This is a genomic window from Aestuariivivens insulae (assembly GCF_022662195.1).
Lineage (GTDB): Bacteria > Bacteroidota > Bacteroidia > Flavobacteriales > Flavobacteriaceae > Aestuariivivens > Aestuariivivens insulae.
Map to the genome: position 1 here is coordinate 214,319 of NZ_JAKMCS010000007.1, position 26,158 is coordinate 240,476.

25 protein-coding genes are annotated in these 26,158 nt (G+C 36.8%); 16 read left to right on the plus strand and 9 right to left on the minus strand.

The window, feature by feature from the left end; all coding sequences use genetic code 11:
• Window positions 1–83: 83 nt before the first annotated feature.
• The 7 genes from MR062_RS10685 (at window position 84) to MR062_RS10715 (ending at window position 8,928) form a co-directional block, all read left to right on the plus strand.
• Complete coding sequence (locus MR062_RS10685; protein WP_242204194.1) at window positions 84–1,199, plus strand: DUF2891 domain-containing protein; 1,116 nt, start codon at window positions 84–86, stop codon at window positions 1,197–1,199.
• A gap of 101 nt (window positions 1,200–1,300) precedes the next feature.
• Window positions 1,301–4,540, plus strand: coding sequence for a S41 family peptidase (locus MR062_RS10690; protein WP_242204195.1), 3,240 nt, complete (start codon window positions 1,301–1,303; stop codon window positions 4,538–4,540).
• 15 nt (window positions 4,541–4,555) lie between these two features.
• Entirely contained in the window at window positions 4,556–5,785 is a 1,230-nt protein-coding gene (locus MR062_RS10695) for an Nramp family divalent metal transporter (protein ID WP_242204196.1), read from the plus strand.
• A gap of 25 nt (window positions 5,786–5,810) precedes the next feature.
• Window positions 5,811–6,551 carry a 5-oxoprolinase subunit PxpA gene (gene pxpA, locus MR062_RS10700; RefSeq protein WP_242204197.1) on the plus strand — a complete coding sequence of 247 codons (741 nt, stop codon included), beginning with the start codon at window positions 5,811–5,813 and terminating at the stop codon, window positions 6,549–6,551.
• Window positions 6,551–7,282 carry a 5-oxoprolinase subunit PxpB gene (gene pxpB / locus MR062_RS10705; RefSeq protein WP_242204198.1) on the plus strand — a complete coding sequence of 244 codons (732 nt, stop codon included), beginning with the start codon at window positions 6,551–6,553 and terminating at the stop codon, window positions 7,280–7,282. The genes pxpA and pxpB overlap by 1 nt, the downstream gene beginning before the upstream one ends.
• Window positions 7,275–8,126 carry a 5-oxoprolinase subunit C family protein gene (locus tag MR062_RS10710; RefSeq protein WP_242204199.1) on the plus strand — a complete coding sequence of 284 codons (852 nt, stop codon included), beginning with the start codon at window positions 7,275–7,277 and terminating at the stop codon, window positions 8,124–8,126. The genes pxpB and MR062_RS10710 overlap by 8 nt, the downstream gene beginning before the upstream one ends.
• A gap of 61 nt (window positions 8,127–8,187) precedes the next feature.
• Window positions 8,188–8,928: a DUF6503 family protein gene (locus MR062_RS10715; RefSeq protein WP_242204200.1), complete on the plus strand. Its 741-nt coding sequence runs from the start codon at window positions 8,188–8,190 to the stop codon at window positions 8,926–8,928.
• Here the strand turns inward: MR062_RS10715 and MR062_RS10720 are convergent, their stop codons facing one another.
• The 5 genes from MR062_RS10720 to clpB all read right to left on the minus strand — a co-directional run bounded on the left by MR062_RS10720 (window position 8,929) and on the right by clpB (window position 14,726).
• Complete coding sequence (locus MR062_RS10720; protein WP_242204201.1) at window positions 8,929–9,468, minus strand: GNAT family N-acetyltransferase; 540 nt, start codon at window positions 9,466–9,468, stop codon at window positions 8,929–8,931.
• Window positions 9,469–9,474: 6 nt separating this feature from the next.
• On the minus strand, window positions 9,475–10,173 hold the full coding sequence (gene deoD, locus MR062_RS10725) for a purine-nucleoside phosphorylase (protein WP_242204202.1): 699 nt from the start codon (window positions 10,171–10,173) through the stop codon (window positions 9,475–9,477).
• A gap of 3 nt (window positions 10,174–10,176) precedes the next feature.
• Window positions 10,177–10,842 carry a deoxyribose-phosphate aldolase gene (deoC, locus tag MR062_RS10730; protein ID WP_242204229.1) on the minus strand — a complete coding sequence of 222 codons (666 nt, stop codon included), beginning with the start codon at window positions 10,840–10,842 and terminating at the stop codon, window positions 10,177–10,179.
• Between the two features lie 249 nt (window positions 10,843–11,091).
• The gene (gene deoC, locus MR062_RS10735; RefSeq protein WP_242204203.1) at window positions 11,092–11,742 is read right to left on the minus strand and encodes a deoxyribose-phosphate aldolase; all 651 of its coding nucleotides are present in this window, start codon (window positions 11,740–11,742) and stop codon (window positions 11,092–11,094) included.
• A 377-nt stretch (window positions 11,743–12,119) separates the two neighbouring features.
• Complete coding sequence (gene clpB / locus MR062_RS10740) at window positions 12,120–14,726, minus strand: ATP-dependent chaperone ClpB (protein WP_242204204.1); 2,607 nt, start codon at window positions 14,724–14,726, stop codon at window positions 12,120–12,122.
• Between the two features lie 182 nt (window positions 14,727–14,908).
• Here clpB and ytxJ point away from each other — a divergent pair, with 182 nt between their 5' ends.
• From ytxJ to MR062_RS10755, 3 genes are all read left to right on the plus strand, one after another.
• Entirely contained in the window at window positions 14,909–15,310 is a 402-nt protein-coding gene (gene ytxJ, locus MR062_RS10745; RefSeq protein ID WP_242204205.1) for a bacillithiol system redox-active protein YtxJ, read from the plus strand.
• A 68-nt stretch (window positions 15,311–15,378) separates the two neighbouring features.
• A complete protein-coding gene (locus MR062_RS10750; RefSeq protein ID WP_242204206.1) occupies window positions 15,379–17,157 on the plus strand; it encodes a DUF885 domain-containing protein in 1,779 nt (592 codons plus the stop codon).
• A 19-nt stretch (window positions 17,158–17,176) separates the two neighbouring features.
• Window positions 17,177–17,563, plus strand: a complete 387-nt coding sequence (locus MR062_RS10755; protein ID WP_242204207.1) for a gamma-glutamylcyclotransferase family protein — start codon at window positions 17,177–17,179, stop codon at window positions 17,561–17,563.
• Between the two features lie 11 nt (window positions 17,564–17,574).
• Here the strand turns inward: MR062_RS10755 and MR062_RS10760 are convergent, their stop codons facing one another.
• Window positions 17,575–18,147 (minus strand): GNAT family N-acetyltransferase, encoded by a 573-nt coding sequence (locus MR062_RS10760; protein WP_242204208.1) that lies wholly within the window; start codon window positions 18,145–18,147, stop codon window positions 17,575–17,577.
• A gap of 182 nt (window positions 18,148–18,329) precedes the next feature.
• Here MR062_RS10760 and MR062_RS10765 point away from each other — a divergent pair, with 182 nt between their 5' ends.
• From MR062_RS10765 to mnmE, 6 genes are read left to right on the plus strand one after another with little or no spacing between them, the layout of a single operon-like run.
• A complete protein-coding gene (locus MR062_RS10765; protein WP_242204209.1) occupies window positions 18,330–18,755 on the plus strand; it encodes a PaaI family thioesterase in 426 nt (141 codons plus the stop codon).
• A complete protein-coding gene (locus MR062_RS10770; protein ID WP_242204210.1) occupies window positions 18,755–19,879 on the plus strand; it encodes a chorismate-binding protein in 1,125 nt (374 codons plus the stop codon). The genes MR062_RS10765 and MR062_RS10770 overlap by 1 nt, the downstream gene beginning before the upstream one ends.
• Before the next feature lie 48 nt (window positions 19,880–19,927).
• A complete protein-coding gene (gene menD / locus MR062_RS10775) occupies window positions 19,928–21,688 on the plus strand; it encodes a 2-succinyl-5-enolpyruvyl-6-hydroxy-3-cyclohexene-1-carboxylate synthase (protein WP_242204211.1) in 1,761 nt (586 codons plus the stop codon).
• A gap of 57 nt (window positions 21,689–21,745) precedes the next feature.
• Window positions 21,746–22,084, plus strand: coding sequence for a DUF2853 family protein (locus MR062_RS10780; RefSeq protein WP_242204212.1), 339 nt, complete (start codon window positions 21,746–21,748; stop codon window positions 22,082–22,084).
• A 55-nt stretch (window positions 22,085–22,139) separates the two neighbouring features.
• Window positions 22,140–22,970, plus strand: coding sequence for a CvfB family protein (locus MR062_RS10785; protein ID WP_242204213.1), 831 nt, complete (start codon window positions 22,140–22,142; stop codon window positions 22,968–22,970).
• A gap of 5 nt (window positions 22,971–22,975) precedes the next feature.
• Entirely contained in the window at window positions 22,976–24,388 is a 1,413-nt protein-coding gene (gene mnmE / locus MR062_RS10790) for a tRNA uridine-5-carboxymethylaminomethyl(34) synthesis GTPase MnmE (protein WP_242204214.1), read from the plus strand.
• Between the two features lie 265 nt (window positions 24,389–24,653).
• On the opposite strand, the gene MR062_RS10795 is transcribed toward mnmE, so the two are convergent.
• From MR062_RS10795 to MR062_RS10805, 3 genes are all read right to left on the minus strand, one after another.
• Window positions 24,654–25,493 carry a HipA domain-containing protein gene (locus MR062_RS10795; protein ID WP_242204215.1) on the minus strand — a complete coding sequence of 280 codons (840 nt, stop codon included), beginning with the start codon at window positions 25,491–25,493 and terminating at the stop codon, window positions 24,654–24,656.
• A gap of 82 nt (window positions 25,494–25,575) precedes the next feature.
• Entirely contained in the window at window positions 25,576–25,890 is a 315-nt protein-coding gene (locus MR062_RS10800; RefSeq protein WP_242204216.1) for a HipA N-terminal domain-containing protein, read from the minus strand.
• Window positions 25,891–25,898: 8 nt separating this feature from the next.
• Window positions 25,899–26,108: a helix-turn-helix domain-containing protein gene (locus tag MR062_RS10805; RefSeq protein WP_242204217.1), complete on the minus strand. Its 210-nt coding sequence runs from the start codon at window positions 26,106–26,108 to the stop codon at window positions 25,899–25,901.
• Between the last annotated feature and the right edge of the window lie 50 nt (window positions 26,109–26,158).

A 26,158-nucleotide genomic window follows, 5' to 3' on the forward strand; every position in this document is an offset into this window, starting at 1 on the left:
TTTGAATGCTTAGTGTCTATTTTTTTCAATTTTGAAAAATTAAAACTTATCTTGGCTTATATTTTGAATTCAATTTTAAACCAATGAACAAGTTTTTATTTATCCCATTATTAGCATTAACACTAAGCTGTAATACCTCTAAAAAAGAAAAAGAAGTAAAAGAAGAAATTCCAAAAATTGAAATCGCAGAGCGACCTGAACTTAATTTAGAACAGGCTAATCGTTTAGCCGAGTTGCCCCTACATTGTATCAATACCGAATATCCAAATAAATTATCGCAAACCATTGGAAGCGATACCGATTTATTGCCACCACGTACCTTGCACCCGGCATTCCACGGTTGTTTCGATTGGCATTCCGCGGTACACGGGCATTGGAGTTTGGTAAGTCTGTTAAAACAATTTCCTAATATTGATAATGCAGACGCTATAAAACAACGCTTGCTAAATAACATATCCAAAGAAAACATAGAAGCCGAAGTGGCCTATTTCCATGGCAAGCACAACAAGTCGTATGAGCGTACATACGGTTGGGCATGGTTGTTAAAACTAGCTGAAACATTGCATACATGGGATGATGATACAGCCCGAGTTTTGGAGTCTAATTTACAGCCTTTAACCAACTTGATTGTTGGAAAGTATATTGAGTTTTTACCCAAGTTAAATTATCCACTCCGTGTAGGAACCCATACCAATACAGCATTTGGCCTGTCATTTGCTTACGATTATGCCGAAACAGTAAATCATGAAGCACTTAAAACGGCCATAACGGAACGCGCAAAATATTTCTTTTTAAACGATAGCAATTGCCCAATGGGTTGGGAGCCTAGTGGAACCGATTTTTTATCACCATGTCTCGAAGAAGCCGCATTAATGAAAAGGCTTTTGCCAAAAGAAGAATTTAATCTGTGGTTAAACCATTTTTTACCACAGTTAAACAATAAAAACTACACACTGGAAGTTGGTTTGGTTTCCGACAGAACCGATGGTCATTTGGTACATTTAGACGGGGTTAACTTCTCCCGTGCTTGGAGTTTGTACAAAATAGCAGAAGGCTTACCGGAATATGACCACTTAAAGAACATTGCCAATCACCACATTAATTATTCATTGCCCAGTATTTTTGGAGATGGTTATGAAGGCGGACATTGGTTGGGTAGCTTTGCTATTTATGCCCTCAATGCTGTTTCAAAGGATTAAGGTTTAAATTGTTAATTTCTGTTAAAGAATTATTAATTCATTAAGTTTATGTGTAATTAGTTATAGTTTTGAAAATTTATAACAAATTAGATACCTAAAAAATGAAATTATCATATAAGTTACTAGTAGCCTTTTGTACTTTGGTTGCTACTGAAACTATAGCGCAATCCCCTTTAATCAATTATCCAGCCGTTAGTCCAAATGGGCAATCCATAGCCTTTAATTTTCAAGGCGATATCTGGACGGCAGATATAGATGGACAAAACCCAAGAAGGATAACGATACATGAAGCGTATGACACTAAGCCTATATGGAGTAAAGATGGGGCATCCATAGCCTTTCAAAGTAATCGTTATGGGAATAACAATATTTATTTGGTTTCAGCTAATGGTGGTTTTCCCAAGCGTTTAACATACCATTCTGCTTCAGATGGTTTAACCGATTATACAAACAATGGCGATATCCTTTTTTCTACCCGTAGGGATTTTGCTCAAGTAGAAAGGGAACCAGAAATATATATAGTTGCTGATAAAGGAGGAACACCACATCGCTTTATGGATGCTTTGGGCTTTGATGCTAAATTGTCCCCAAATGGCAAGTATGTCGTTTTTGTTAAAGGAAGTTGTAGGTTGGAAAGGGAAGCCTATCAAGGGCCGGCCAATAGGGATTTGTGGTTATATAATATAGAAGCTGATACGTATACCCAACTTACCAAATACGAGGGTAATGATTTCTACCCACAGTGGGGCGATGACCATACCATCTATTTTCAGTCGTCTAGAAGTGGTAGGTATAATGTTCATAAAATAACACTTGATAATGAGAAAAAAGTACAGGAGATTACCCCAATAAGCGACTTTAAGGATATGGGCATCTTTTCATTTCAAATTAGTAGCAATGGAAAGGATTTAATTATGACCAAAGGAAACCAAGTATTTCATATAAATGCTTTCACTAAAAAACAGGTAAAAGTTAATATTAGTATCGCTTCAGACTATAGATTCGATCCAATAAGCCATAAAACTTACAGTAGCGATATTGATGAAATAGCAATTTCGCCCAATGGAAAATACAGCACCTTAACCATACGAGGAGAACTGTTTGTTAGAACTACGGATAAGGATAATAAACGAACGGTTAATCTTTCCAATTCACCTTATAGGGATAGGAATGCCAGTTGGTTGAATGACAGTACTGTAGTTTTTATTTCGGATAGGGATGGACAAAACGATTTATATTTAGTAGCATCTGATGATAAAAATGAGTCTAATCTGTATAAAACCTTAAAACATAAGGTGGTAAGATTAACCAAAACCAAAGAAAAAGAAAGTAATTTGGTTGTTTCCCCCGATGCAAAGTCTATAGCGTTTGTGCGGGGAAATGGCAAGCTAATTGTCGCAAACATAGATGGCAAAGGAAAACTATCAAATGAAAAAACCTTACTGGATGGATGGGCCAAACCTGGAAATGTGTCTTGGTCTCCAGATTCCAAATGGTTAGCTTATAGTTTAAGTGATTTAGATTTTAACAGTGAAATCTATATTCATAAAGCAAATAATGCATTGAAGCCAGTTAATGTTTCAATGCACCCAAAGCAAGATAGAAACCCCGTTTGGAGTCCAGATGGAAAAAAATTAATGTTCTCATCTAATAGGAACAATAACGATTATGACGTATGGTTTACTTGGTTGACCAAAGCAGATTGGGAGAAAACACCTCAGGATTGGGAAGAGGAAGAAAGAGATGAACCAAAAGCAAAATCGAAAAAGGACAAAAAGGAAAATGGAGATAAAGAGGATGGTAAGGATAAAGAAGATGAGGTAGATCCCGTTATAATCGATTTTCAGGATATTCATGAACGTCAGGTGCAGGTCACATCAATGGTAGGAGGTGAGTTTGGACAGGTGTTTTCAAAAGACAGTAAAACCATTTACTATACTACTGGGAATAGAGCTAGGGGCAATGCCGAGGTTGATTCAGATTTATACAAAATAAAATGGGATGGAAAAGACAAAAAGGCTATAACTTCAGGTAATTCCAAACCGTCCAATGTTACGGTCGATAGTAAATTTTCAAAACTATTTATAACGAAACAAGGTAGCCTTTCCAGTATAGATTTATCTTCAGATAAATTAGAGTCTTTACCAATAACAGCTAAGCTAGATATTAATTACGATGAAGAATCAAAACAAATATTTAATGAAGCTTGGCAAGCCATTAATGATGGTTTTTACGATCCAGATTTTCACGGTAAAAACTGGAGTGAATTAAGAAAGAAATACGAACCCTTGGCTTTGGGAGCATCAACGCGAACAGATTTTCAAAATATGTTCAACTGGATGCTTGGTCAAATTAACGCAAGCCATATGGGGCTATATCGTATAGAAAAGCGGGAGCAATTGCAAAAAGAAACCACGGGATTGATGGGTGTAGAGCTGAAACCTACCAATACAGGATCGCTTAAAGTGGTATCTGTAGTAAATGGTATGCCTGGAGATAGAACAGCAAGTAAATTACTTGTTGGGGACATTATAACTTCTGTAAATGGCACCAAACTTTCAAAATCGTTGAATGTATTTAGTTTATTGGAAGGAACATCAAACGAGAAAATATATTTGGAAATAGAAAGAGGGAAAACTTCAACAGAAGTTGTTATAAGGCCAGCAAGTAGCAATCGTGTTGAAAATTATAAAGCTTGGGTAAAGGAACGAAAAGCGTTAACGGACAAATATTCTAATGGTAGGTTGGGCTATATTCATATTCAAGGGATGAACTGGACAAGCTTTGAGCATTTTGAACGTGAGCTAACCGCAGCAGGGTTAGGAAAGGAAGGCATTGTAATTGATGTGCGGTTTAATGGCGGCGGTTGGACTACAGATTATTTAATGGCAGTCCTTAATGTTAAGCAACATGCTTATACAGTTCCACGAGGAGCGGCTAAAAATTTAAAAGCGGAACATAAAAAGTTTATGAACCATTACCCATTTAGTGAACGTTTGCCTTTGGCTTCATGGACCAAGCCTTCTATAGCACTTTGTAATCAGAATAGTTATTCCAACGCCGAAATTTTTTCACATGCATATAAAGCCCTAGGTATAGGAACATTGGTGGGCGTACCAACATTTGGAGCGGTTATTTCAACGGGAGGTACTGGTTTAATGGATGGCTCTTATGTAAGAATGCCTTTTAGGGGATGGTATGTTAAAAAGACACAATCCAATATGGAATTAGGTCCAGCAGTACCAGATATTATAGTCTATAATAACCCAGATGATAAAGCTAAGCATAAAGACACCCAGCTAAAAAGAGCCGTGGATGAATTACTTAGTCAATTACAATAAAAGCTTTATAGTTTATTGAAGACTCTATTTAAAAATATTGGTCCTGGACCATTGGTTGCCGCTGCATTCATAGGCCCGGGAACGGTAACCGTTTGTACACTTGCCGGAGTAGGTTTTGGGTATGCCTTGCTTTGGGCAATGGTCGTATCTACTTTAGTGACTATTCTTTTGCAGGAAATGTCAGCCCGACTGGGTATTGTGTCACAAAAAGGCCTATCTGAGATTATACGTTTGGAAATTAAAAACCCCATACTCAAAGGGTTGGCTATACTGCTCACCCTATCGGCAATAGTGATTGGAAATGCAGCTTACGAAGCAGGAAACATAACAGGAGGAGTTCTGGGCTTGGAAACTATTTTGGGCAATCACAGTTTTAGTATAGGGGTGTTTTCATTTAATCTATTAAGCCTATTGGTTGGGGGCATTGCCTTTGTTTTATTGTATATGGGTAACTATAAGGTATTGGAAAAGGCATTAATTTCTTTGGTTATATTAATGAGTATGGCATTTCTGCTTTCTGCTATTATAACCAAACCTAATATGTTAAATGTGCTAGAAGGCGCGTTTTTGCCTAAATCCCCAAATGACAGTTTATTAACGGTAATAGGCTTAATTGGCACGACGGTAGTACCCTATAATTTGTTTTTGCACGCCGCTTTAGTTAAGGAAAAATGGCAAAAGGCAGATGATTTAAAGTATGCCAGAAAAGATACGGTCATTGCGGTGGTTCTTGGTGGCATGGTATCCATGTGCGTTATTGTTTCAGCGGCTTCTATAGAATCTTCTGAAGTAAGTAATGCTGTCGATTTGGCAAAAGGATTGGAGCCTGTATTTGGTAGTATGGCCAAATATGTTTTGGCCATCGGGTTATTTGCAGCCGGAATAACCAGTGCCATAACAGCACCATTGGCAGCAGCCTATGTAACAAGTGGTTGTTTAGGATGGGGAACTAATATGCGTTCCAAGACATTTAGAGGGGTTTGGATGGTTATCTTGATTATGGGCGTTTGTTTTTCATCGTTAAACATAAAAGCCATAACCATTATTAAATTTGCCCAAGTTACCAATGGCATGTTGTTGCCTATTATTGTTGGAATTTTGTTGTGGGTGATGAACAAACAAGGTGTTTTGGGTATTCATAAAAATAATACTTGGCAAAATCTTCTAGGATTCATTATATTAGTTTTAAGTATAATGTTGTCTTTAGCGTCATTTAACAAAGTGTTTCAGTTAAATTTGTTATAATGGCTTTGGCCAAGAATTGTAAATCATGAGTAGCTTAATTATAGATATTAATGCCGATGTAGGAGAGGGTATAGGTAATGAAGCCGAGTTAATGCCATTTATTTCTTCCTGTAATATTGCCTGTGGCGGTCATGCGGGGGATGATGAAACGATGAAATCGGTTATAGAATTGGCTAAAGCCCATGGTGTGAAGATAGGGGCACATCCATCGTTTCCAGATAAGGAGAATTTTGGTCGGGTAGCTATAGATATGCCCTATACCGCTTTGTTTAAATCACTTGAAGAACAAACCTGTCGATTAATACATCATCTCGATAACGCACGATTGAGTTTGCATCATATTAAACCCCATGGGGCCTTATATAATAAAGCAGCAAAAGATAAAAACATTGCTATGGTAATTGTTGAGCTTTTGAAAAGTTTTGCCATTCCGGTGTATTTATATGTGCCTTATAAATCGGTTATTGCAGATATAGCTGTGAAAAATCATATACCTATAATTTATGAAGCCTTTGCAGATAGAAATTATAATGCCGATTTAAGTTTGGTTTCCAGAACTGCACCCAATGCCTTAATAGAAGAAGCAGATGCCTTATTTAATCATGTTTATTGTATGGTAGATGAAAAAAAGGTGAAAACTATAAATGGAAAACAAATACCTATACAGGCCCATACGTTTTGTATACATGGCGATAATCCAGAGGCAATCCACTTATTGAAAAATTTGCGAAGCCGATTGGCCGATAACCAGATTCAAGTTCTGTAATGCCGTTTAAACTATCATACAAGCGTTTTGGAGAACAAGCCATACTTGTAGAATGGCCAAAGCACATAGATGAGGATATTCTTAGCGACTTATTGTTATTCAAAAAAAAACTAACAACACATTATGAGGGGGCAGCAGTACAGATAAATCATGCCTACAACTCCATATTGATTGATTATGAACGTGTAAATTTTAGGTTTGGTGACGAGGTAGCAGCTTTAAAGCAAGTCTATAAAACAAACGTAACAGAAAGTAGGCTAGCACATAACCTATGGAAGATTCCTGTTTGCTACAATAAGGTATTTGGTATTGATTTGGAGGCGCTATCAGAAGTGAAAAATATTACTGAGGAAGAGATTATCCAACGTCACACAAAAGTTACTTATACGGTTTATTTTATAGGCTTTTTACCCGGGTTTTTATATCTGGGCGGTTTGGAAGAAACGCTTCACATGCCCAGAAAGGCTACACCACGATTACAAATTGAAAAAGGTGCGGTGGCCATAGGAGGGAACCAAACGGGGGTTTACCCAAATGCAAGTCCGGGAGGCTGGCATATTATCGGGAATTCACCCATTAATTTTTTTGATATTACAAAAGATTGTCCCTGTTTTGCTAAGGCAGGAGATCGTATTCAGTTTGTTCCTGTAGACTTAAAGGTGTATGAGGGTATTAAAGCCTTGGTTGATGCTGGGGTTTATCAATTGGAAAGTGAGGTGCTACATGGTTAAAGTATTACAGCCCGGGTTTTATTCTTCCATTCAAGATTTAGGTCGGTATGGTTATCAAAACTATGGTGTGCCACTTTCGGGGGTAATGGATCGTTATGCCAGTACTATAGCAAATACCTTACTGGGGAATACAAGTGACAGCCCGGTATTGGAAATAACAATGGCAGGCCCGATATTGGAGTTTTGCACGTCAACGCTTATTTGTATTTCAGGAGCCAATATGGAGCCAGCATTAAACAAAACACCAATACAGAATAACAAAGCTTTAGAGGTGAAAAGAGGGGATGTATTAAGCTTCGGTAAGCTTAACTGCGGATTTCGAGCTTATTTAGCAGTACTTGGAGGCTTTCAAACGGCTTCTGTTATGGGGAGTTTTAGTATGTATCAAGGCATTACAAATCAAATTTCTATAGGTAAAGGTGATGAGCTCACCATACATTCAATACCATCACCAGCTAAAAAGCGACATGCAGTAATGCGGGTTAATAATGACTATTTAAAAGCGAATAGCCTTGGTGTTTTTAAAGGACCTGAATTCGATTTGCTTTCAGAAGAGCAACAAAAAGCACTATGGTCTACAACCTTTACGGTATCTAAGTACAATAACCGAATGGCCTATCAGTTAGAAGAACCTCTTGAAAATACGTTGGCCCCCATAATAACATCACTAGTGCTTCCAGGAACAGTGCAATTAACACCTTCGGGACAATTGATCATTCTTATGCGCGATTGCCAAACTACCGGAGGTTATCCTAGGATTTTGCAATTAAAAGCATCGGCTATTGATGTTTTAAGTCAGAAGTTTGCAGGTAATAGTATTAATTTCAAGCTCAGAAATATTTAGGAAAAGTTTAAGAACCAAATTCTCTTGGAAATTGTATTTTCAGCTCTCAAAATAAGCGTTTATGAAAAGAATGAGTTGTGCATTACTTTTAGTGCTGTTAGCCTTGGCGTGCAAGCATAACGAACTAACCAATGCCAATGCTATGGTGAATAAGTCGATTGAAGTTTCTGGTGGGGCACGTTTTAAACAGGCCATCATAGATTTTGATTTTCGGGATAGACATTACAAGGCAATTCGAAATAAAGGCTATTATGAATTAATGCGTACTACAATACAAGAACAGGATACCATTGTTGACACCTTAAATAGCCATGGCGAGTTTTCCAGGTTTATAAATCAGGAAGAAGTAGTGTTGCACGATACCATTGCTGCTAAATATATATCGTCGGTAAATGCTGTGCATTATTTTTCTGTGTTGCCCTATGGATTAAACGATGCCGCAGTAAATAAATTCTACTTAGGGAAAGCAAAGGTTAAAAATTCAGAATATTATAAAATCAAGGTCACTTTTGATGAAGAAGGCGGAGGTGAGGATTATGATGATGTTTTTGTGTACTGGATAAATACAGAGACCTACAAAGCCGATTATTTGGCATATTCTTATGCGGAATCTGACGGAACAGGCTATCGTTTCCGTGAAGCTTATAACGAACGCTATGTTGAAGGTATTCGGTTTGTAGATTATAACAATTATAAGCCCAGAACCAATACAGTTAAAGTTGAGAATTTAGACCGTTTGTTTAAGCAAGGCGAATTAAAACTACTTTCCAAAATAGAACTTAAGGGTATCTCTGTGAATTAATCAAAGAAACTTGCGCATAATTAACATGCCACGTAATGGCTTGTGTATCAGGTTGAAGTCTAGGGTTAAGGAACTTATAGCTTTAAACCCTTGTTTTTTATAAAAGTGAAGTGCTTGGGCTTGGGTGTCCATAGCTTTTAGCCAAACTAATTCGCTGTCGTTTTTAAGGGCTTGCTTCTCGATCCACGCTAATAATTGCATTCCTATTCCTTTGCCTTGGGTTTTCTCACCCAGGTATATGCGATGAATGTAAGTGGCAGGTTTTTCAGGAAATTCATGTAATGGTTTGTTGTGAACAATTCTTATGATACCAACCTCCTTCAAATGGTATAAAACAAAATAATATTCAGCATTTTTATCTGTTAATTCTTTTTGAAGGTTATCCATACTAAAAGAGTGATCGAGATACCAATCTGTATTTTCGTTTATCCAAAGATGCTTATAGGCAGGAGGGTAAATATGTTGCATTAACGACATCAATTTTTGATGATCATTAGTTGTAATGCGTTTCAATTGAATACTGTCTGAAATGTGGATCATAGCATATCAAGCTAACTCTAAAGCGATTTCTATCATTCCTTTAAAAGTGGTTTCACGTGCTTTACTGGTGGTGCGCTCCCCAGTTACCAAAGAATCGGATATGGTGAGTATAGATAGGGCGTTTACCCGATGCTTGGCCGCAACGGTGTATAATCCTGCGGTTTCCATTTCAACACAAAGTACACCAAACTTAGACCATTTTTTATAGGACTCGAAGTCATCGGCATAAAACTCATCCGAAGTAAAGACATTTCCTGCTTTAATGTCTATATTTTTACTTTTGGCCGTATCAACAGCTTTTTGAAAAAGTTCAAAGTTGGCGGTAGGGGCATAGTCTGCACCACCAAAGCGTAATTCGTTTACGCCCGAATTGGATGAGGCCGCCATAGCCAAAACAATATCCCTAATTTTAATATGTTCTTGGTATGATCCAGCGCTACCAACCCGAATTAAGTTTTTAACACCATACTCTGTAATAAGTTCGTGTGCATAAATAGAAATAGAAGGGACGCCCATACCTGTGCCCATAACAGAAACCTGTTTGCCATTGTAGATGCCTGTAAAGCCTAACATGCCTCTTATTTTGTTAAAACAAACTGGGTTTTCAAAAAAAGTTTCAGCAATCCATTTGGCTCTTAAGGGGTCTCCCGGAAGTAAAATGGTCTCTGCAATATCCCCTTTTTTAGCTTCAATGTGAACACTCATCGTTTAATAATTCTTGTTTGAAGGTTTATCTGTAATAATTGCAATTCCAGAGGATGTACCCAAGCGCTCAACACCTAGTTTAATATATTTTAAAGCAGTTTGGGCATCTCTAATACCGCCTGAAGCTTTAATTTTAGTTCTGCTAGACCCAACAACATTTTTCATTATCTGTACATCTTCTATTCTAGCACCTCCTGGTCCAAACCCTGTTGATGTTTTTATAAAGTCGGCACCACACTGTATAGCCAATTCACTGGCTTTTATAATTTCCAATTCTTCAAGGTAACAGGTTTCTAGAATTACTTTTAAAACGCTTTTGTGCATGATACGTTTAACCGCTTCAATATCTTTCCAAACACCATCAAAATCCTTACTTTTCAATAGACCAACATTTATGACCATATCAATTTCATCAGCACCATCTTCAATAGCTTTTTTGGCTTCGTAAACTTTGGCTTTGGTAGACATGGCTCCAAGTGGAAATCCTACAACGCTACAAATCTTTATATTACTGTTATTAAGTTGTGCTTTAGCCAATTTAACATAACAACTGTTTACGCAAACCGCATAGAACTTGTAACGTTTGGCTTCCTCGCATAGCTCCACAATGTCCTGTGCTGTTGCTGTTGCCTTTAAAAGCGTATGGTCTATATAGCTATTGAGCTGTATCAAATACTTTAAATTTGAAATTATACTAATGTTTTTTAATAGGTGAACTACCCAAAGGTATTAACAATTATTTAAATTTACTAGTTAAGGGCGAAGAAGAAATATTACTTTTACAGATGGTTTTTATGGCAAATGGTAAGCTCATTGCCTTTGCAGGGGTTTAGTCATAAAAAAACCGATCCATATAGCGTAATATTGAATCGGTTTTGTGGAATTGTAATATAAAAAATAAGAGGATGTATTTAGTAGCTATAATTGCGCTAAATCATCAACCTTTAATAGACTTGATGTGTCTACTCTATGAGCACCTATTTCTAGGTATTTTTTTGCAGTTTCTAAACTATTAATGCCTCCAGACGCAATAATTTTAATTCGGTTTTTAACCGTCTTTCTTATCATTTTAATACAGGTTAATGTAGCGCCGCTTTTGGTAAATCCGCTTGAGGTTTTTATGTACTCTATATTAGAGTCCAAACAAATCTCACAAGCTTTAATAATTTCATTTTTGTTAAGCTCAGAGACTTCCAGGACAACCTTTAAAGGGGTTTTGCCTATGGCCATTTTTACATCGGTAATGTCTTTTAGTACCGAAACATAATTTTTGCTTTTAAGGTAGCCTAAATTCATGACCATATCAATTTCATCAGCGCCATCTTCAATGGCTTTTTTGGCTTCGTAAACTTTGGCTTCGGTAGACATAGCACCAAGAGGAAATCCAACTACGGTACATATTTTTACATTGGTGTTGCCCAATAGTTGTTTGGCTAAAGCGACATAGGAGCTGTTAATACAGACACTGTTTAATTGATTGTCTTTTGCATCATGGCAAAAATCAATAATTTCCCGTTCGGTAGTTGTAGATTTTAAAAGTGAATAATCGATGTGTTTAAATATATTCATTGCTATTAAGTAGGTTTTATGTTTATTACACATGAAAATGATAAATAAACAGTTTAACGATATTAGAGGGAGATGTAGAGCTTGGGGCTTTACGTTTTGGCTAATTTAAAAAAACAGTGTATAGAAACAATAGTTGGTAGTATGCCGTTTGTCGATTATTTTTTTGGAAAACGCTTAACTTGTTTGTTTTCAAATTATTGCACTTAATCAAAGTTATGTGTATTTCATCGAAAATATTAATTTGTTCGTCGATAAAAACAAAAAGCAACGCTCATCTAAAGTACGATTTACGTTGCTTTTTAACCTGCCTGACGGTAGGCAGGACTAACCAACCAATTAATTAATAGACTTATTTGTGTCTATTTTGTTACAATTTTTTAAAGTTTTTCTGTTATTAAGTCACTTTGATTTCTAAAAACAAGCTGATTATCAAAGGCATCCAGTAAAATAATACTATCGGTGGTTACTTTGCCAGCTAAAATTTCTCGACTAAGTGCATTTAGAACTTCTTTTTGTATTACCCGTTTTACAGGTCTTGCACCATATTCTGGATTGTAACCTTTATCAGCCAGATAAGCAATAGCTTCGGGTGTTGCATCGAAAGTAATGCCTTGTTGACCAATCGTTTTACTAAGTTCTTTAAGCTGTAGTTCAACAATATCTATAATGTTTGCTTTGGTTAATGGGGTAAACATGATAATATCATCTATACGATTTAAAAACTCTGGCCTTACACTTTGTTTTAACAAACCTAAAACATCAACTTTAGCCGACTCGATAGCCGATTCAATATCCTTTGTAGCTTCAAAACGCTCTTGTATTAAATGACTGCCAATGTTGGAGGTCATAATAATAATGGTGTTTTTAAAATCTGCTACGCGGCCTTTGTTATCGGTTAAATGGCCTTCATCCAATACCTGTAACAGGATGTTGAATGTATCGGGATGTGCTTTTTCAATTTCATCCAATAACACTACAGAATAAGGCTTACGCCTTACGGCTTCAGTAAGTTGTCCGCCTTCATCATAGCCTACATAACCAGGAGGTGCTCCAACCAATCGACTAACGGCATGGCGTTCTTGGTATTCGCTCATGTCTATTCGGGTCATAGCATTTTCGTCATCAAAAAGGTATTCTGCCAATGCTTTGGCCAATTCGGTCTTACCAACTCCTGTGGTACCTAAAAAAAGGAACGTCCCAATGGGTTTTTTGGGGTTTTGCAATCCGGCACGACTTCTGCGCACGGCATCACTTACCGCTTCAATAGCTTCTTCCTGGCCTACAACACGTTTGTGTAACTCGTCTTCTAGCTTCAATAGTTTATCACGTTCACTTTGTAGCATTTTTGTTACTGGAATACCCGTCCATTTGGCAACCACTTCGGCAATGTCATCATAGGTGACTTCTTCTTTAATTAAAGAGTTTTCAGATTGTTCTTGCAGTTGCTTTTGAAAAGTTTCCAATTGCTCTTGCGCTTCTTTAATTTTTCCGTAGCGCAATTCGGCTACTTTTCCATAATTGCCTTCACGTTCGGCCTTTTCTGCTTCTAACTTAAAGTTTTCAATATCCTGCTTGGTATTTTGAATATTGTCTACCACTTCTTTTTCACTCTTCCATTTGGCATTTATTTCGTTTCGCTGTTCTTTAAAATTAGCCAAATCGGAACGCAATGACTTTAACTTGGCCTCATCTTTTTCACGTTTAATGGCCTCGATTTCAATTTCCAATTGCATTATTTTTCGATCCAGAACATCTAGTTCTTCTGGTTTGGAATTGATTTCCATTCGTAATTTTGAAGCCGCTTCATCCATTAAGTCGATAGCCTTATCTGGTAAAAATCTATTGGTAATATAGCGTTGTGATAATTCTACAGCTCCAATAATAGCCTCGTCTTTAATACGTACTTTATGGTGTGTTTCGTATTTTTCCTTAATACCGCGTAAAATAGAAATGGCGCTTTCGGTATCAGGTTCATCGACCATTACTTTTTGAAACCGACGTTCTAAGGCTTTATCCTTTTCAAAATATTTTTGATACTCATCTAATGTCGTGGCCCCTATGGCCCTAAGTTCACCTCGCGCTAAAGCGGGTTTTAAGATGTTGGCTGCATCCATAGCACCTTGTCCGCCACCAGCACCTACTAGGGTGTGTATTTCATCGATAAAGAGAACAATATCCCCTTCGCTGGTAGTCACCTCTTTGATTACCGCTTTTAAACGTTCTTCAAACTCACCTTTGTATTTGGCTCCAGCAATGAGTGCGCCCATATCTAAGGCAAATATTTGTTTTTCCTTTAAATTTTCTGGAATATCACCATCTATAATTCTGTGGGCTAAGCCTTCGGCTATTGCTGTTTTACCTGTACCGGGTTCACCTACTAAAATGGGGTTGTTCTTGGTACGGCGTGATAAGATTTGAAGAATCCTTCTAATTTCCTCATCACGACCAATTACGGGGTCCAATTTTCCGTCTTTGGCCAATTGGTTTAAATTCTTGGCATATTTATTTAACGAATTATAGGTGTCTTCCTGGCTTTGGGAGGTTACACGGTCGCCTTGGCGTAGCTCACTAATACTGGCATTTAGGCCTTTTTCGGTAACGCCTTGGTCTTTTAGCATTTGGGCTATTTTGCTATTCGATTTAAAAATGGCCAAGATGAGATGCTCAACGGATACATAATCATCTTTCATTTTTTTTGCGATAATAGAGGCTTCATTCAATGTCTTTCCTGCTTCACGGGATAACATCAATTCTCCTCCAGACACTTTAGAAAAACTTTCCAATTGTTTGTCTAATGCCAGTTGGAGTATGTTAATATTAACATTTAGTTTTTTTAATATGAAGGGGAGTACGCTTTCGTCTACTTCAAAAATACCTTTAAAGAGGTGTTCGTTTTCTATTTGTTGATGCTCAAAGCCTTGTGCAATTTGTTGTGCTTGCTGTATGGCTTCTTGCGATTTTATGGTGAAATTATTTAAGTTCATAATATAAATTTTTAGTTTCTTTATAGCGAATATTTCAATAACCTTACCAGTAGTGTTAGTGATAGAAATTACAGACAAAATGTCTGCTAACTATTGATTATTTCTGACTTTTGGTCAGTTTGTAAGGTTTTGAGAAGTAGTCGACTTAATTCATTATGAATCATATAACCTACATTTAATTTATGGGATTTTTAAATAAATATTTTGGCTCTTCTATAGGTGCAATAACCGAAAAGAAAGACAGCCCGCTGCCTTGGATACCATTAATTGGGGCTGAGCAATTAAGCGACATTGTTGCTAAGTCTAAAATAAGGCCTCAAGTTATTTTTAAGCACTCAACACGCTGTGGTATAAGTAGCATGGTGATGAATCAGTTTGTCGATGCTTATAATGTCAAGGAAGATGCTTTAGATTTATACTATTTGGATCTTATAAGTTATCGGGAGCTATCAAACGAAGTAGCCAACAAGTTTCAAGTTGTTCACGAATCTCCCCAACTTTTAGTTGTTGTAGATGGCGCAGTTGTTGATCATGAATCGCATGGACAAATTCTTGAGCTTGATTTTGGTAGGTTTGTTGAATAGCAATCCGCGACAGGTTTTTGTGTTTTATTCTGAAGAAAATACTTATATTTAAAAAAAATATCAAAAATATGAAGCGCACAATCGTCCCTTGTTTAGTATTAATGTGTCTATTATTGGCATGTAAAAAAGAAGTTAAAGAAGAAATAAACCCCATTCACGATAAGTTTGCAGATTTGTTAAAAAACTACAGTGAGGAGGGCTATGTTTTAGATCCCACCAAGGCTACTAGTGCAGGGGATAACCGTTTTAATGACCAATTTCCTAATTATTTATCTAAGGAGTATAAAGCTAAAAAGAAAGCCTATTACGAAAAATTTAAAACCGCTTTAGACGACTTTCCAGATTCGCTATTAACCGACACTGAGCAAATGAGCAAAGCGGTGTTAAATTGGGATTGCAACATCAATTTAGAGGCTTTATCATTTTCAAAAGATTTAATGCCAATAGACCAGATGTGGTCGAAAAACTTAGATTTTAATCAGTTTGCAAGCGGTACCAATGCGCAACCCTTTAAGACGGTAGAAGACTATCAAACTTGGTTAAAGCGTGTAGATGCCTATTTGGTTTGGTTGAAAGCGGCCAAGGAGAACATGAAAAAAGGGATGGCTACAGGTTATGTGTTGCCCAAATCATTAATTGTAAAGGTAATTCCACAATTTGAAGGTCTGGCTACTGGTGCAATTGAAGATAATTTATACTACGCGCCAATTAAGCTTATGCCCGAAACGTTTACAGATGAAGATAGGGCTATGTTGGCACAGGCTTATGCCAGTATGGTATCCGATAAAATTATGCCTGCCCATAAGGAAATGGCGGATTTTTTAAAGAACGATTATTTAGCAGCAGGAAGAACCACAAGTGGTATTGCCGATACGCCTCTTGGAAAAGCCTATTACGACCATCAAATAAAAAAGTACACTACAACAAATATGACAGCCGATGAAATACACCAATTAGGTTTAAATGAGGTGAAGCGTATTCGTAGTGAGATGGAAGCCATTAAGGAGAAAGTAGGGTTTGAGGGCGATTTAAATGCTTTTTTTGAGCATGTAAGAACCAATAAAGAGTTGATGCCATTTACTGAGCGTTCCCAAGTTATTGCGTTTTATGATAGTATTCATGAGGTCATGAAACCACAAATCGATAAGCTTTTTGGGAAACAACCAAAAACACCATTCGAAGTGAGAAGGACAGAGCCCTTTAGGGAAAAATCGGCTGCTGCAAATTATAATAGAGGCTCATTGGATGGTACACGACCAGGGATATTTTTTACACCTATTCCAGATGTTACCAAATATAATGTTTTTGATAAAGAAGATTTGTTTTTGCACGAAGCCATTCCTGGGCATCATTTCCAAATTTCATTAGCTCAGGAAAACGAACAATTGCCAGACTTTAGAAAAACATTATGGTATAGTGCTTATGGCGAAGGCTGGGCTTTATATACAGAATCAATGGGAGAGGAACTGGGATTGTATAAGGACCCGTATCAATATTTTGGGATGTTAAGTTCTGAAATCCATCGCGCCATCCGTTTGGTTGTTGATACAGGATTGCATGCAAAAGGATGGACCAGGGAACAGGCTATTCAATATTCATTGGAAAATGAAGCAGAATCTGAAGATGATATTACCAGCGAGATTGAGCGGTATATGGCAAATCCAGGCCAGGCACTATCCTATAAAATAGGTCAATTAAAGATTAGGGAACTTCGGGCAAGGGCAACTCAAGCTTTGGGTGATAAATTCGATATTCGGGAATTCCATAACCAGATTTTGGAAACAGGTTGTATACCCTTGCAGCTTTTGGAACAAAAGATTGATGCTTGGATAGCGGCCAACAAATAGTTTATAACTCAAAACATTTATGTCTGAAACGAATTATTTGTTTGTTTACGGCACATTGTTAAACAAGGCAAATAACGACATGTCCCAATTTTTAGGACAACATGCAATGCTTGTTGGTAAAGGCTATTTTTATGGTGAACTGTATTTGGTTGATTGGTATCCTGGTGCAGTTAAAAGTAAGCAGGCTACCGATAAAGTTTATGGCACAATTTATAAGATTTCTGAAGCTAATCTTGTTTTTAAAGTTCTGGACGATTACGAAGGAGTTCAGGAGGGCTTGTATGACCGTGTTCTTATGGATGTTTTTATAGATGCTGATACTGTTTTGAACTGTTGGGTGTATTTGTATAGCCAACCGACTTCAAACTTAAAAAGGATAGATTCAGGTGATTTTTTTAAACTATAGCTAAATCCAGGTTAAAAATTTTTGAAGACCGTGCTTTTAATATCACCCCATTCCTCTTTTAAAATGCCATAACAACAGGTGCTGCGCTTAAAGCCATCGCGCATTAAGGTATCTTGTCTTAAAATGCCTTCTAACGAAGCCCCTAATTTCTCTACGGCTTTTCTAGAGCGGATATTGCGATCGTCTATTCGGAATTCAACTTTATCAAAAAGTAAAGTTTCGAAGGCGTATTGCAACATTAAAAACTTCATGTGCTTGTTAAGGCCTGTGCCTTGAAACGCGCGTCCAATCCATGTCCAGCCAATATGCAATACTTTGTTATGCCAGCTTATATGTCCAAATCGGGTACATCCAGCATAAGCCCCCTTTTGTTTGTCGTATACAATAAACGGAATGGCAGTTTTGTGGTAGAGACCATCAACAGCAACTTGTACATAAGCCTTAAGGGCTTTGGGAGTGTCTATTTTACTGGGAGAAAACTGAACTAAATGTTCTTCTTGGGCAATAGCTTCTATATGGTGATAATTGTTCAGGCCTAAGGGAGAAAGCCTTACGTAATCGTTTTCTAGAGTAGGCGCTAACATACTATTTAGTATTACAGGTTAATACAAATATAAATTAGTTTGAACATATTACGATGTAGTATGTCGTATTTTGTATTTTTACGCCATATACCAAACTCGTTTAGACTTTCTGAATTTAAGAGAATATTAGAAGTTTTCAGCAAATTGATAAAGCCTAAAGAGTTCAATTATTATCATTTTAAATGCAATTATCTAAAGAAGCGGTTATACAACAAACCAATGCCATTTGTAAAAATACGTTGATGGAAACCTTGGGTATCGAGGTTGTAGATTATGGCGATAATTTTTTAACAGCACGAATGCCCGTTACTCCAAGAGTACACCAGCCCGATGGGGTATTACATGGCGGTGCAACAGTAGCATTGGCAGAAAGTGTGGGGAGTTTTGCTAGTAATATTTTTACAGATTTAGAAAAGTATTTTGTGCGTGGTATTGAAATATCGGCCAACCATTTAAAAAGTGTAAAGGGAGGGTTTGTTTATGCAAAAGCGACTTTTGTTCATAAAGGAAAAACAACGCAGTTGCTCGACATTCGTGTTACCGATGAAAGTGATAATTTAATTTCATTATGTAAGTTAACCACCATTTCGCTTCCTAGAACCAAATAATGACAACAGCCTTTTTTTTTAATCGTTTGAATGGACATTTCAAGGCCAAACTTCCGTTTGTTGCTTATAGAAAGCCTAATGAAACGACAATTAATTCATTTTTACAGAATACAGACGAATTACTGTTTGCTAAAGATTTTACAGAAAAAGGCTTTGTGTTTTCCCCATTTGATGCCATCGATAAAACGGTATTAATGCCATGGGGTGCATGTGAAGCATTAGCACTTGAAAATTTTGATATTGCCTTAGATGGTACGGGAAACACACAACCTCATGGAAATATAGATGAAGCTACTAAGCAACAACATATTGCACTTGTAAAACGGGGGGTAGATGAAATTGAAAAAGGTAATCTTAAGAAAGTTGTTCTGTCCCGTAAAGAAGAACAAGAACTAACACATACAGATCCTTTTTTAATTTTCACAAGGTTATTGAACAAGTATAGTAAAGGTTTTGTCTACTGTTGGTACCATCCACAAGTGGGATTGTGGCTAGGAGCTACTCCAGAAACCCTTATTAAAATTGAAGGCCACCGATTTTCAGTTATGGCCTTAGCAGGGACCCAGCAATACAATGGCACCGAAGATGTTGTATGGCAACCTAAGGAAATTGAGGAACAGCAGTATGTAACCGATTTTATCACCGATAATATTAAGGCAGCGGTAGAAAACATTACAATTTCAGAAGTAGAAACCGTAAAATCTGGTAATTTGTTGCATCTAAAGTCAACCATAGCAGGGCGTATAGATATAAAAAGTACCAACCTTATGCAATTATTGGAGCAATTGCATCCCACACCCGCAGTTTGTGGTGTGCCTAAGCAAGAAGCCAAAGCGTTTATTACTGCTAATGAAAATTATAACCGGGAGTTTTATACAGGGTTTTTAGGAGAATTAAATTTTGAAACCTCTAGGCAACCCAGAACGGGTAAACGTAATATAGAACATAGGGCCTATACAATTCCTAAGCATAGTACCCAACTTTATGTAAACCTACGTTGTATGCAGTTAAAGGGCAAAGCGGCAATTATTTATGTAGGGGGCGGTATTACAAAGTTATCCAATCCAGAAAGCGAATGGGAGGAAACAGTGTCAAAATCCATGGTAATAAAAACTGTTTTATAGGCCAGTTTTTATACCTATTTCTTATTTTTACGCATAGATTTAAAGTAAATGATGTATCCTAAAATCCCACTGGCACAAACGGTGGTCCAGCTCTGTAAGGCAAAGCAGATAAAACATATCATAATCTCTCCCGGTAGTAGAAATGCACCATTAACCATAGGGTTTACTAACGACAATTTTTTTAAGTGCTACAGTATAGTAGATGAACGTTGTGCAGCTTTTTTTGCTTTAGGTATAGCACAGCAGTTACAAGAGCCAACGGCAGTGGTATGCACTTCTGGTAGTGCCCTGTTAAACTATTATCCGGCTGTTTCCGAAGCCTATTACAGTAAGATTCCCTTAATCGTTATTTCAGCCGATAGACCAGAGCATTTAATAGGGATAGGTGATGGGCAAACCATTAACCAAAAGCATGTTTTTGAAAATCATATTTTGTTTTCGGCAAATTTAAAACTCGATTTAAAAGAAGAAAGCAATGTTCCTGTTACTGGGGACCTGCCCATTATAAAGAACTTGGAGAATAAGTTTGAACGGTTTTTAGGATTACAAAAAGACATTCAAAGTTTTAATGCAGAGGCTATCAATACGGCGATAAATTTAGCCATGAAAAAGAGCGGGCCTATCCACATTAACGTACCTTTTGATGAGCCGCTCTATGAAACCACAGATAAACTTTTGATCATTCCAGAGGCAATTAATGAACCTTCTGAACCAAGCCTGATAGACTATGCTGTGATTATGTCTTGTGTGGACGATTGGCATACGGCCAAACGGAAACTGATTTTGGTAGGGTGTAATACTCCCAATTCCATTGAGCAAAAGTGGTTGGATAAGTTGTCTGAAGATGAAAGTGTTATGGTGATGACCGAAACCACATCCAATTTACACCATTCAAGTTTTTTCCCAAGTATCGACCAGGTTATCGCACCGTTGGATGAGGAAGAAAAGCAACAATTACAGCCCGATATCCTGCTCACTTTTGGTGGGTTGATTGTTTCTAAAAAGATAAAGGCTTTATTGCGGTCCTACAAGCCCAAACAGCATTGGCATATCGATACAGAAGGAGCTAACGATACGTTTTTCTGTTTAAATAAGCATATCGTTGCTACACCCAATGACTTTTTTGAAACTTTTTTGTCCAAAATTGCACATGGTGAAAAAAGCAGTTATAAGAATAACTGGACATTAATAAAACAAGAAAGACTCCGTAAGCACCAGCTATATGTAGACCAGATACCGTTTTGTGATTTTAAGGTGTTTGATATTTTGGTAAAATCCTTGCCCAACAATAGTATTTTGCAATCGGGAAACAGCTCTGCCATTCGTTATTTACAGTTGTTCAATCTTAATAAGACTGTAGAGGTGTATTGTAACCGTGGTACCAGTGGTATCGATGGAAGTACATCAACCGCTATAGGATGTGCATCAGTCACATCAAAACAAACCGTTTTTATTACAGGAGATTTAAGCTTCTTTTACGATAGTAACGCATTATGGAATAATTACATTCCTAAAAACTTCAGAATAATAGTTATTAATAATCAGGGAGGAGGGATTTTTAGAATTTTACCGGGTAATAAAGATAGCGAAACCTTCGATAATTATTTTGAAACCACCCATAACCTAAATGCCAAGCATCTTTGTAGGATGTATGGTTTAGAATATGAAAGTGTGTCTAATGAAAATGATTTAAAACAGAAGCTAACAACCTTCTATTCCAATGGAATGGCACCCAAATTATTGGAAGTTTTTACTCCAAGACTTGTTAATGATAAAATACTGTTGGATTATTTTGACTTTATAAAATAAGTTTGGATTAGTTATATTTATCGCTATTGAAAAATAATTTAATAAAATAATTTTAGGATGAACCAAAGAGAAGCCCTTATTGTAAAATATGCCGCCGATTTAAAAGAAAAGTTTGATGTTGAAGCCGATATGGAACTATTGACCAATGTTGCTATAGGTTTGGGACCATCAATTTATAATCCAGATTCGTCAACAGTTTCCAGCTCAGATGAATCAGAATTGGAGCGGGTTAAAAACAATTTCTTAATTAAAAAGTTGGGCTTGAGCGATACTCCTGAGCTCGATGTTGCCATTACAATAATTATGGAACAATATGGTAAAACCAATAGAACAAAGTATAGGGCAGTGGTTTATTATTTATTGACCAAACACTTTGGAAAAGAATCTGTTTATTAATAGGAGTTCAATAGATAAATGATATAACTCTATCTAAATACATTACCTTTGCGGCATGATAAAATTAGGTCAATATAATACATTAGAAATTTTAAGGGAGGCAGAGCAAGGGGTGTACCTTGCCGATGAAGAAGGAGATGAGGTGTTGTTGCCCAATCGTTATGTTCCAGAGGCTTTTAAGATTTGGGATAAGATTGAGGTTTTTGTGTATTTAGATAATGAAGAGCGCCCTGTTGCAACTACAGACAGACCATACATTATAAAGGATGATTTTGCTTTATTACGCTGTAATGAAGTGACCCAATTCGGAGCGTTTTTAGATTGGGGCTTGGTTAAGGAATTATTTTGTCCGTTTAAGGAACAAGTGTTTAAAATGAAACCGGGAGGCTGGTATTTGGTGCATTGTTATTTAGACGACAAAACCAATAGGTTGGTAGCATCGAGCAAGACCAACAGGTTTTTGGACAATAAGAAGCTTACTGTTAATCAGTTTGATAAAGTCGATTTAATAGCTTCGCACCCGTCGGATATAGGTTGGAACGTGATAGTGAACAAGAAACACCTTGGCTTAATATTTAAGGATAGTATATTTGAAGATATTAATGTAGGCGATAAGTTAGAGGGGATTGTTAAAAAAATACGTCCGGGTAATAAATTAGATATCTCTTTAGGTCAAGTAGGGTATAGAAGTATTGAACCCAATGCAGACCGTATTATGCAAGAGTTAAAGGACAATAGTGGTTATCTAAACCTGACTGATAAGTCCAACCCCGAAGCCATTAAGGAAATACTCCAAATGAGTAAAAAGAATTTTAAAAAAGCAATTGGCACGCTATATAAAAAGCGCTTGATAGAAATTAAACCAGACGGCATTTATTTAGTTTAAATCTGATGATTAATCAAGATACCATAGTGGCTTTAGCAACGCCCTCGGGAATGGGGGCAATAGCAGTAATTCGATTATCTGGCATGGATGCCATAAAGCTAGCTGAAGCCAATTTTAAATCGGTTTCAGGTAAGAAGTTAAGCCAGCAAGCAACGCATACCATACATTTAGGGCATATTGTTGATGGGGTCAAAACTGTAGATGAAGTATTGGTATCGGTATTTAAAAATCCAAATTCGTATACAGGAGAAGATGTGGTCGAAATCTCTTGTCACGGTTCAAGTTATATTCAACAGGAAATCATTCAATTATTGCTTCGGAAAGGAGCCAGAATGGCGCAAGCTGGAGAGTTCACGCTTCGTGCATTTTTAAATGGAAAAATGGACTTAAGCCAAGCTGAAGCAGTAGCCGATTTGATTTCAAGCGATAATGAAGCTTCGCATCAAATAGCCATGCAACAGATGCGTGGTGGGTTTTCTTCAGAAATAGCTAAACTGCGTGAAGAGTTATTGAACTTTGCATCGCTTATAGAATTGGAACTCGATTTTGCAGAGGAAGATGTAGAGTTTGCAGACCGTAGTCAGTTTAAAGACTTAATAGAACGCATTACCTTTGTCTTAAAGCGGTTAATAGACTCGTTCGCGGTGGGAAATGTGATAAAGCAGGGTATTCCGGTAGCTATTGTGGGTGAACCTAATGTGGGGAAATCTACTTTATTGAATGCGCTTTTAAATGAAGAACGGGCTATTGTTTCAGACATTGCCGGAACCACTAGAGATACCATTGAAGATGAAATTACCATAGGGGGGATTGGTTTTCGGTTTATAGATACTGCAGGTATTCGAGATACTAAAGACGTGGTGGAAGGCCTTGGGATAAAAAAAACGTTTGAGAAAATTGAACAGGCCCAAGTGGTTATCTACCTTTTTGAAGCAGATGTTATGTCTAGAGATAAGCAAAAGTCCCAATTGATTACTGTAGAGATTGAAAAGATAAAAAATAAACACCCGCAAAAGCCTTTAGTGGTCATTGCCAATAAAATAGACAAACTTTCGGAAGTCCAAAGACAAGATTTGGAGGACACTCTAAGTGCTGTTGAGGGGTCTCAAAGTATGTTGCTGTCTGCCAAAACAAAGGAGGGAGTAGAAGCCCTTAAAAGTACATTATTGAGTTATGTAAATACGGGTGCTTTAAAAAATAACGATACTATTGTAACCAACTCTAGGCATTACGATGCTCTATTAAAAGCCTTTGAAGAGATTAATAAAGTAAAGCACGGATTGGAAACAGGGCTTTCGGGAGATTTACTGGCTATAGATATCCGGCAAGCCTTATACCACTTTGGCGAGATTACAGGGCAAGTTACCAACGATGAGTTGCTGGGGAATATATTTGCTAATTTCTGCATCGGCAAATAGACAGTAATTTTATTTGATTTCATTTGGTGTTAAATAACTGTAAATCAAATAATTGTTAATAACTTCTAAGGGCTTATTTTCTGTTAATATACCTATTTTCGTACATTTATTGTATCTCATGTGTGTCTCAAAAATGACGAGACACAAAAATTTGTGTCCCAATGATAAAAGCCCATCTACGAAAGAAAAAATTAAAAACAGGAAAGCTTAGTTTATACATTGAGTATTATAAAGGTATCCAAACCTTGCCTTAGAGTTTTTAAAGTTAAAAAGGAAATAATTTCAATCTACCTTCAAAAATATTAAAATACTTTTCTTTCATTTCATCTGAAAGAAAAGAAATGTCAATTAAGGCTTTCCATTTAGGAATTGTATTTTGCATTTGCTTTAAAATTGTATCTAATGCTTTGTCGCTCAATTGTAAGCGTTCTTTAGCGTAATAATCGATAAAATCAGTTGTTTTGAGATTGCTTTTTTTTCCCTTTAAGGTTAATGCAATTTCTTCTTCAGGGTTTTTAATGACAATGCTAGAATTTAAAAAATCGTATACTGGAGCTAATGTTGTTTTCCCATTTTTTGTAATTAGTGAAAAGTTTTTCAAATGCATATCTTCATTACCTGTGACAAAACAAAAAAGGATCCGCTTGAAAAAATCAGCCCTTTCTATAGCGGGAAATGAGCAAAATTCGTCAATAACTGGTATTAGTTTTTCCATTGTAAAGCGATACTTGGTATCTCTTGTATTACCTGTTAATTGCGCAAAATCTTCAGTTGCATATTTTTTGCCTTTTCCGTAACGGTCAAATCGTTTTATAAAATAAGATAGACTGCCATCTTTTCCGTAGACCATACCATGAAAAGGAACTTCCAAGCCAAAGGTAGAAGCCATTCGCATTGTTAAATCTTCATTTTCTGGTAGTTGAGGGAATAAATCATTTTGAGGTTTTATAATGTATGTTCCAAATTGATCTACAATTTTAAACTCCTGGTCAACTACAGAAATGGAAGCACTCAATTTAGGCTGAACACCTTGAATAGATATTTTTTTTGCTCTATTGGCAGCTTCTCGTCTAAGTTCGGCTGCTGTAAAGGGTAAATCATTCAAATACGTCAATTTAGGAGCTATCTTGCGAAGTCCTTTTTCACTGTATTTTTTGTTACCACATAGTTCGTATGTAATAGGGCATCTATTCATTGTCTAATAATTTGACTGTTACAGCGCCTACTAAATCGCTTCCAGTAGCAATTAACTGAGAAAAATAATCGTTTTTATCTATTTTGGCAATCTTTAATAAACCTTCTAACATAACGCCTTCAGGTAATAAACCTTCAAAAAAAGGAGGAAATGAGTTATAGCCATATGTTTTATGGTTAGTAGGCATGGTTAAGGAAATAGCTGCACCATCATAATTATCATCATATTCAAAAGTATATTCGCTAGGGGAGACCTCAGTTAACACCCCAGCTCTATGTCCATGTACCATGACAACCGCTTTTCTCATTGTTATAATTATTTAGTCAATGGGCTTTTAAATTCTACTTTAATATTCAAAACTTCGAGCACGGCTAAAAGGTTACTCCAACGAACCGTTTCTTTATTTTTTTCAATATCAAAAACGGTTGTTTTCCCTATTCCTGCTATGTTTGCTAATTCAAGCTGTGTGAGTCCTGCTTCTTTACGATGGGCTTTTATTAAAGCACCTAAATCTAAATTATTCATTTTTACCGTTTAAGCAGTAAATATAGTTGTTTTTGGAATCAAAAAGGATA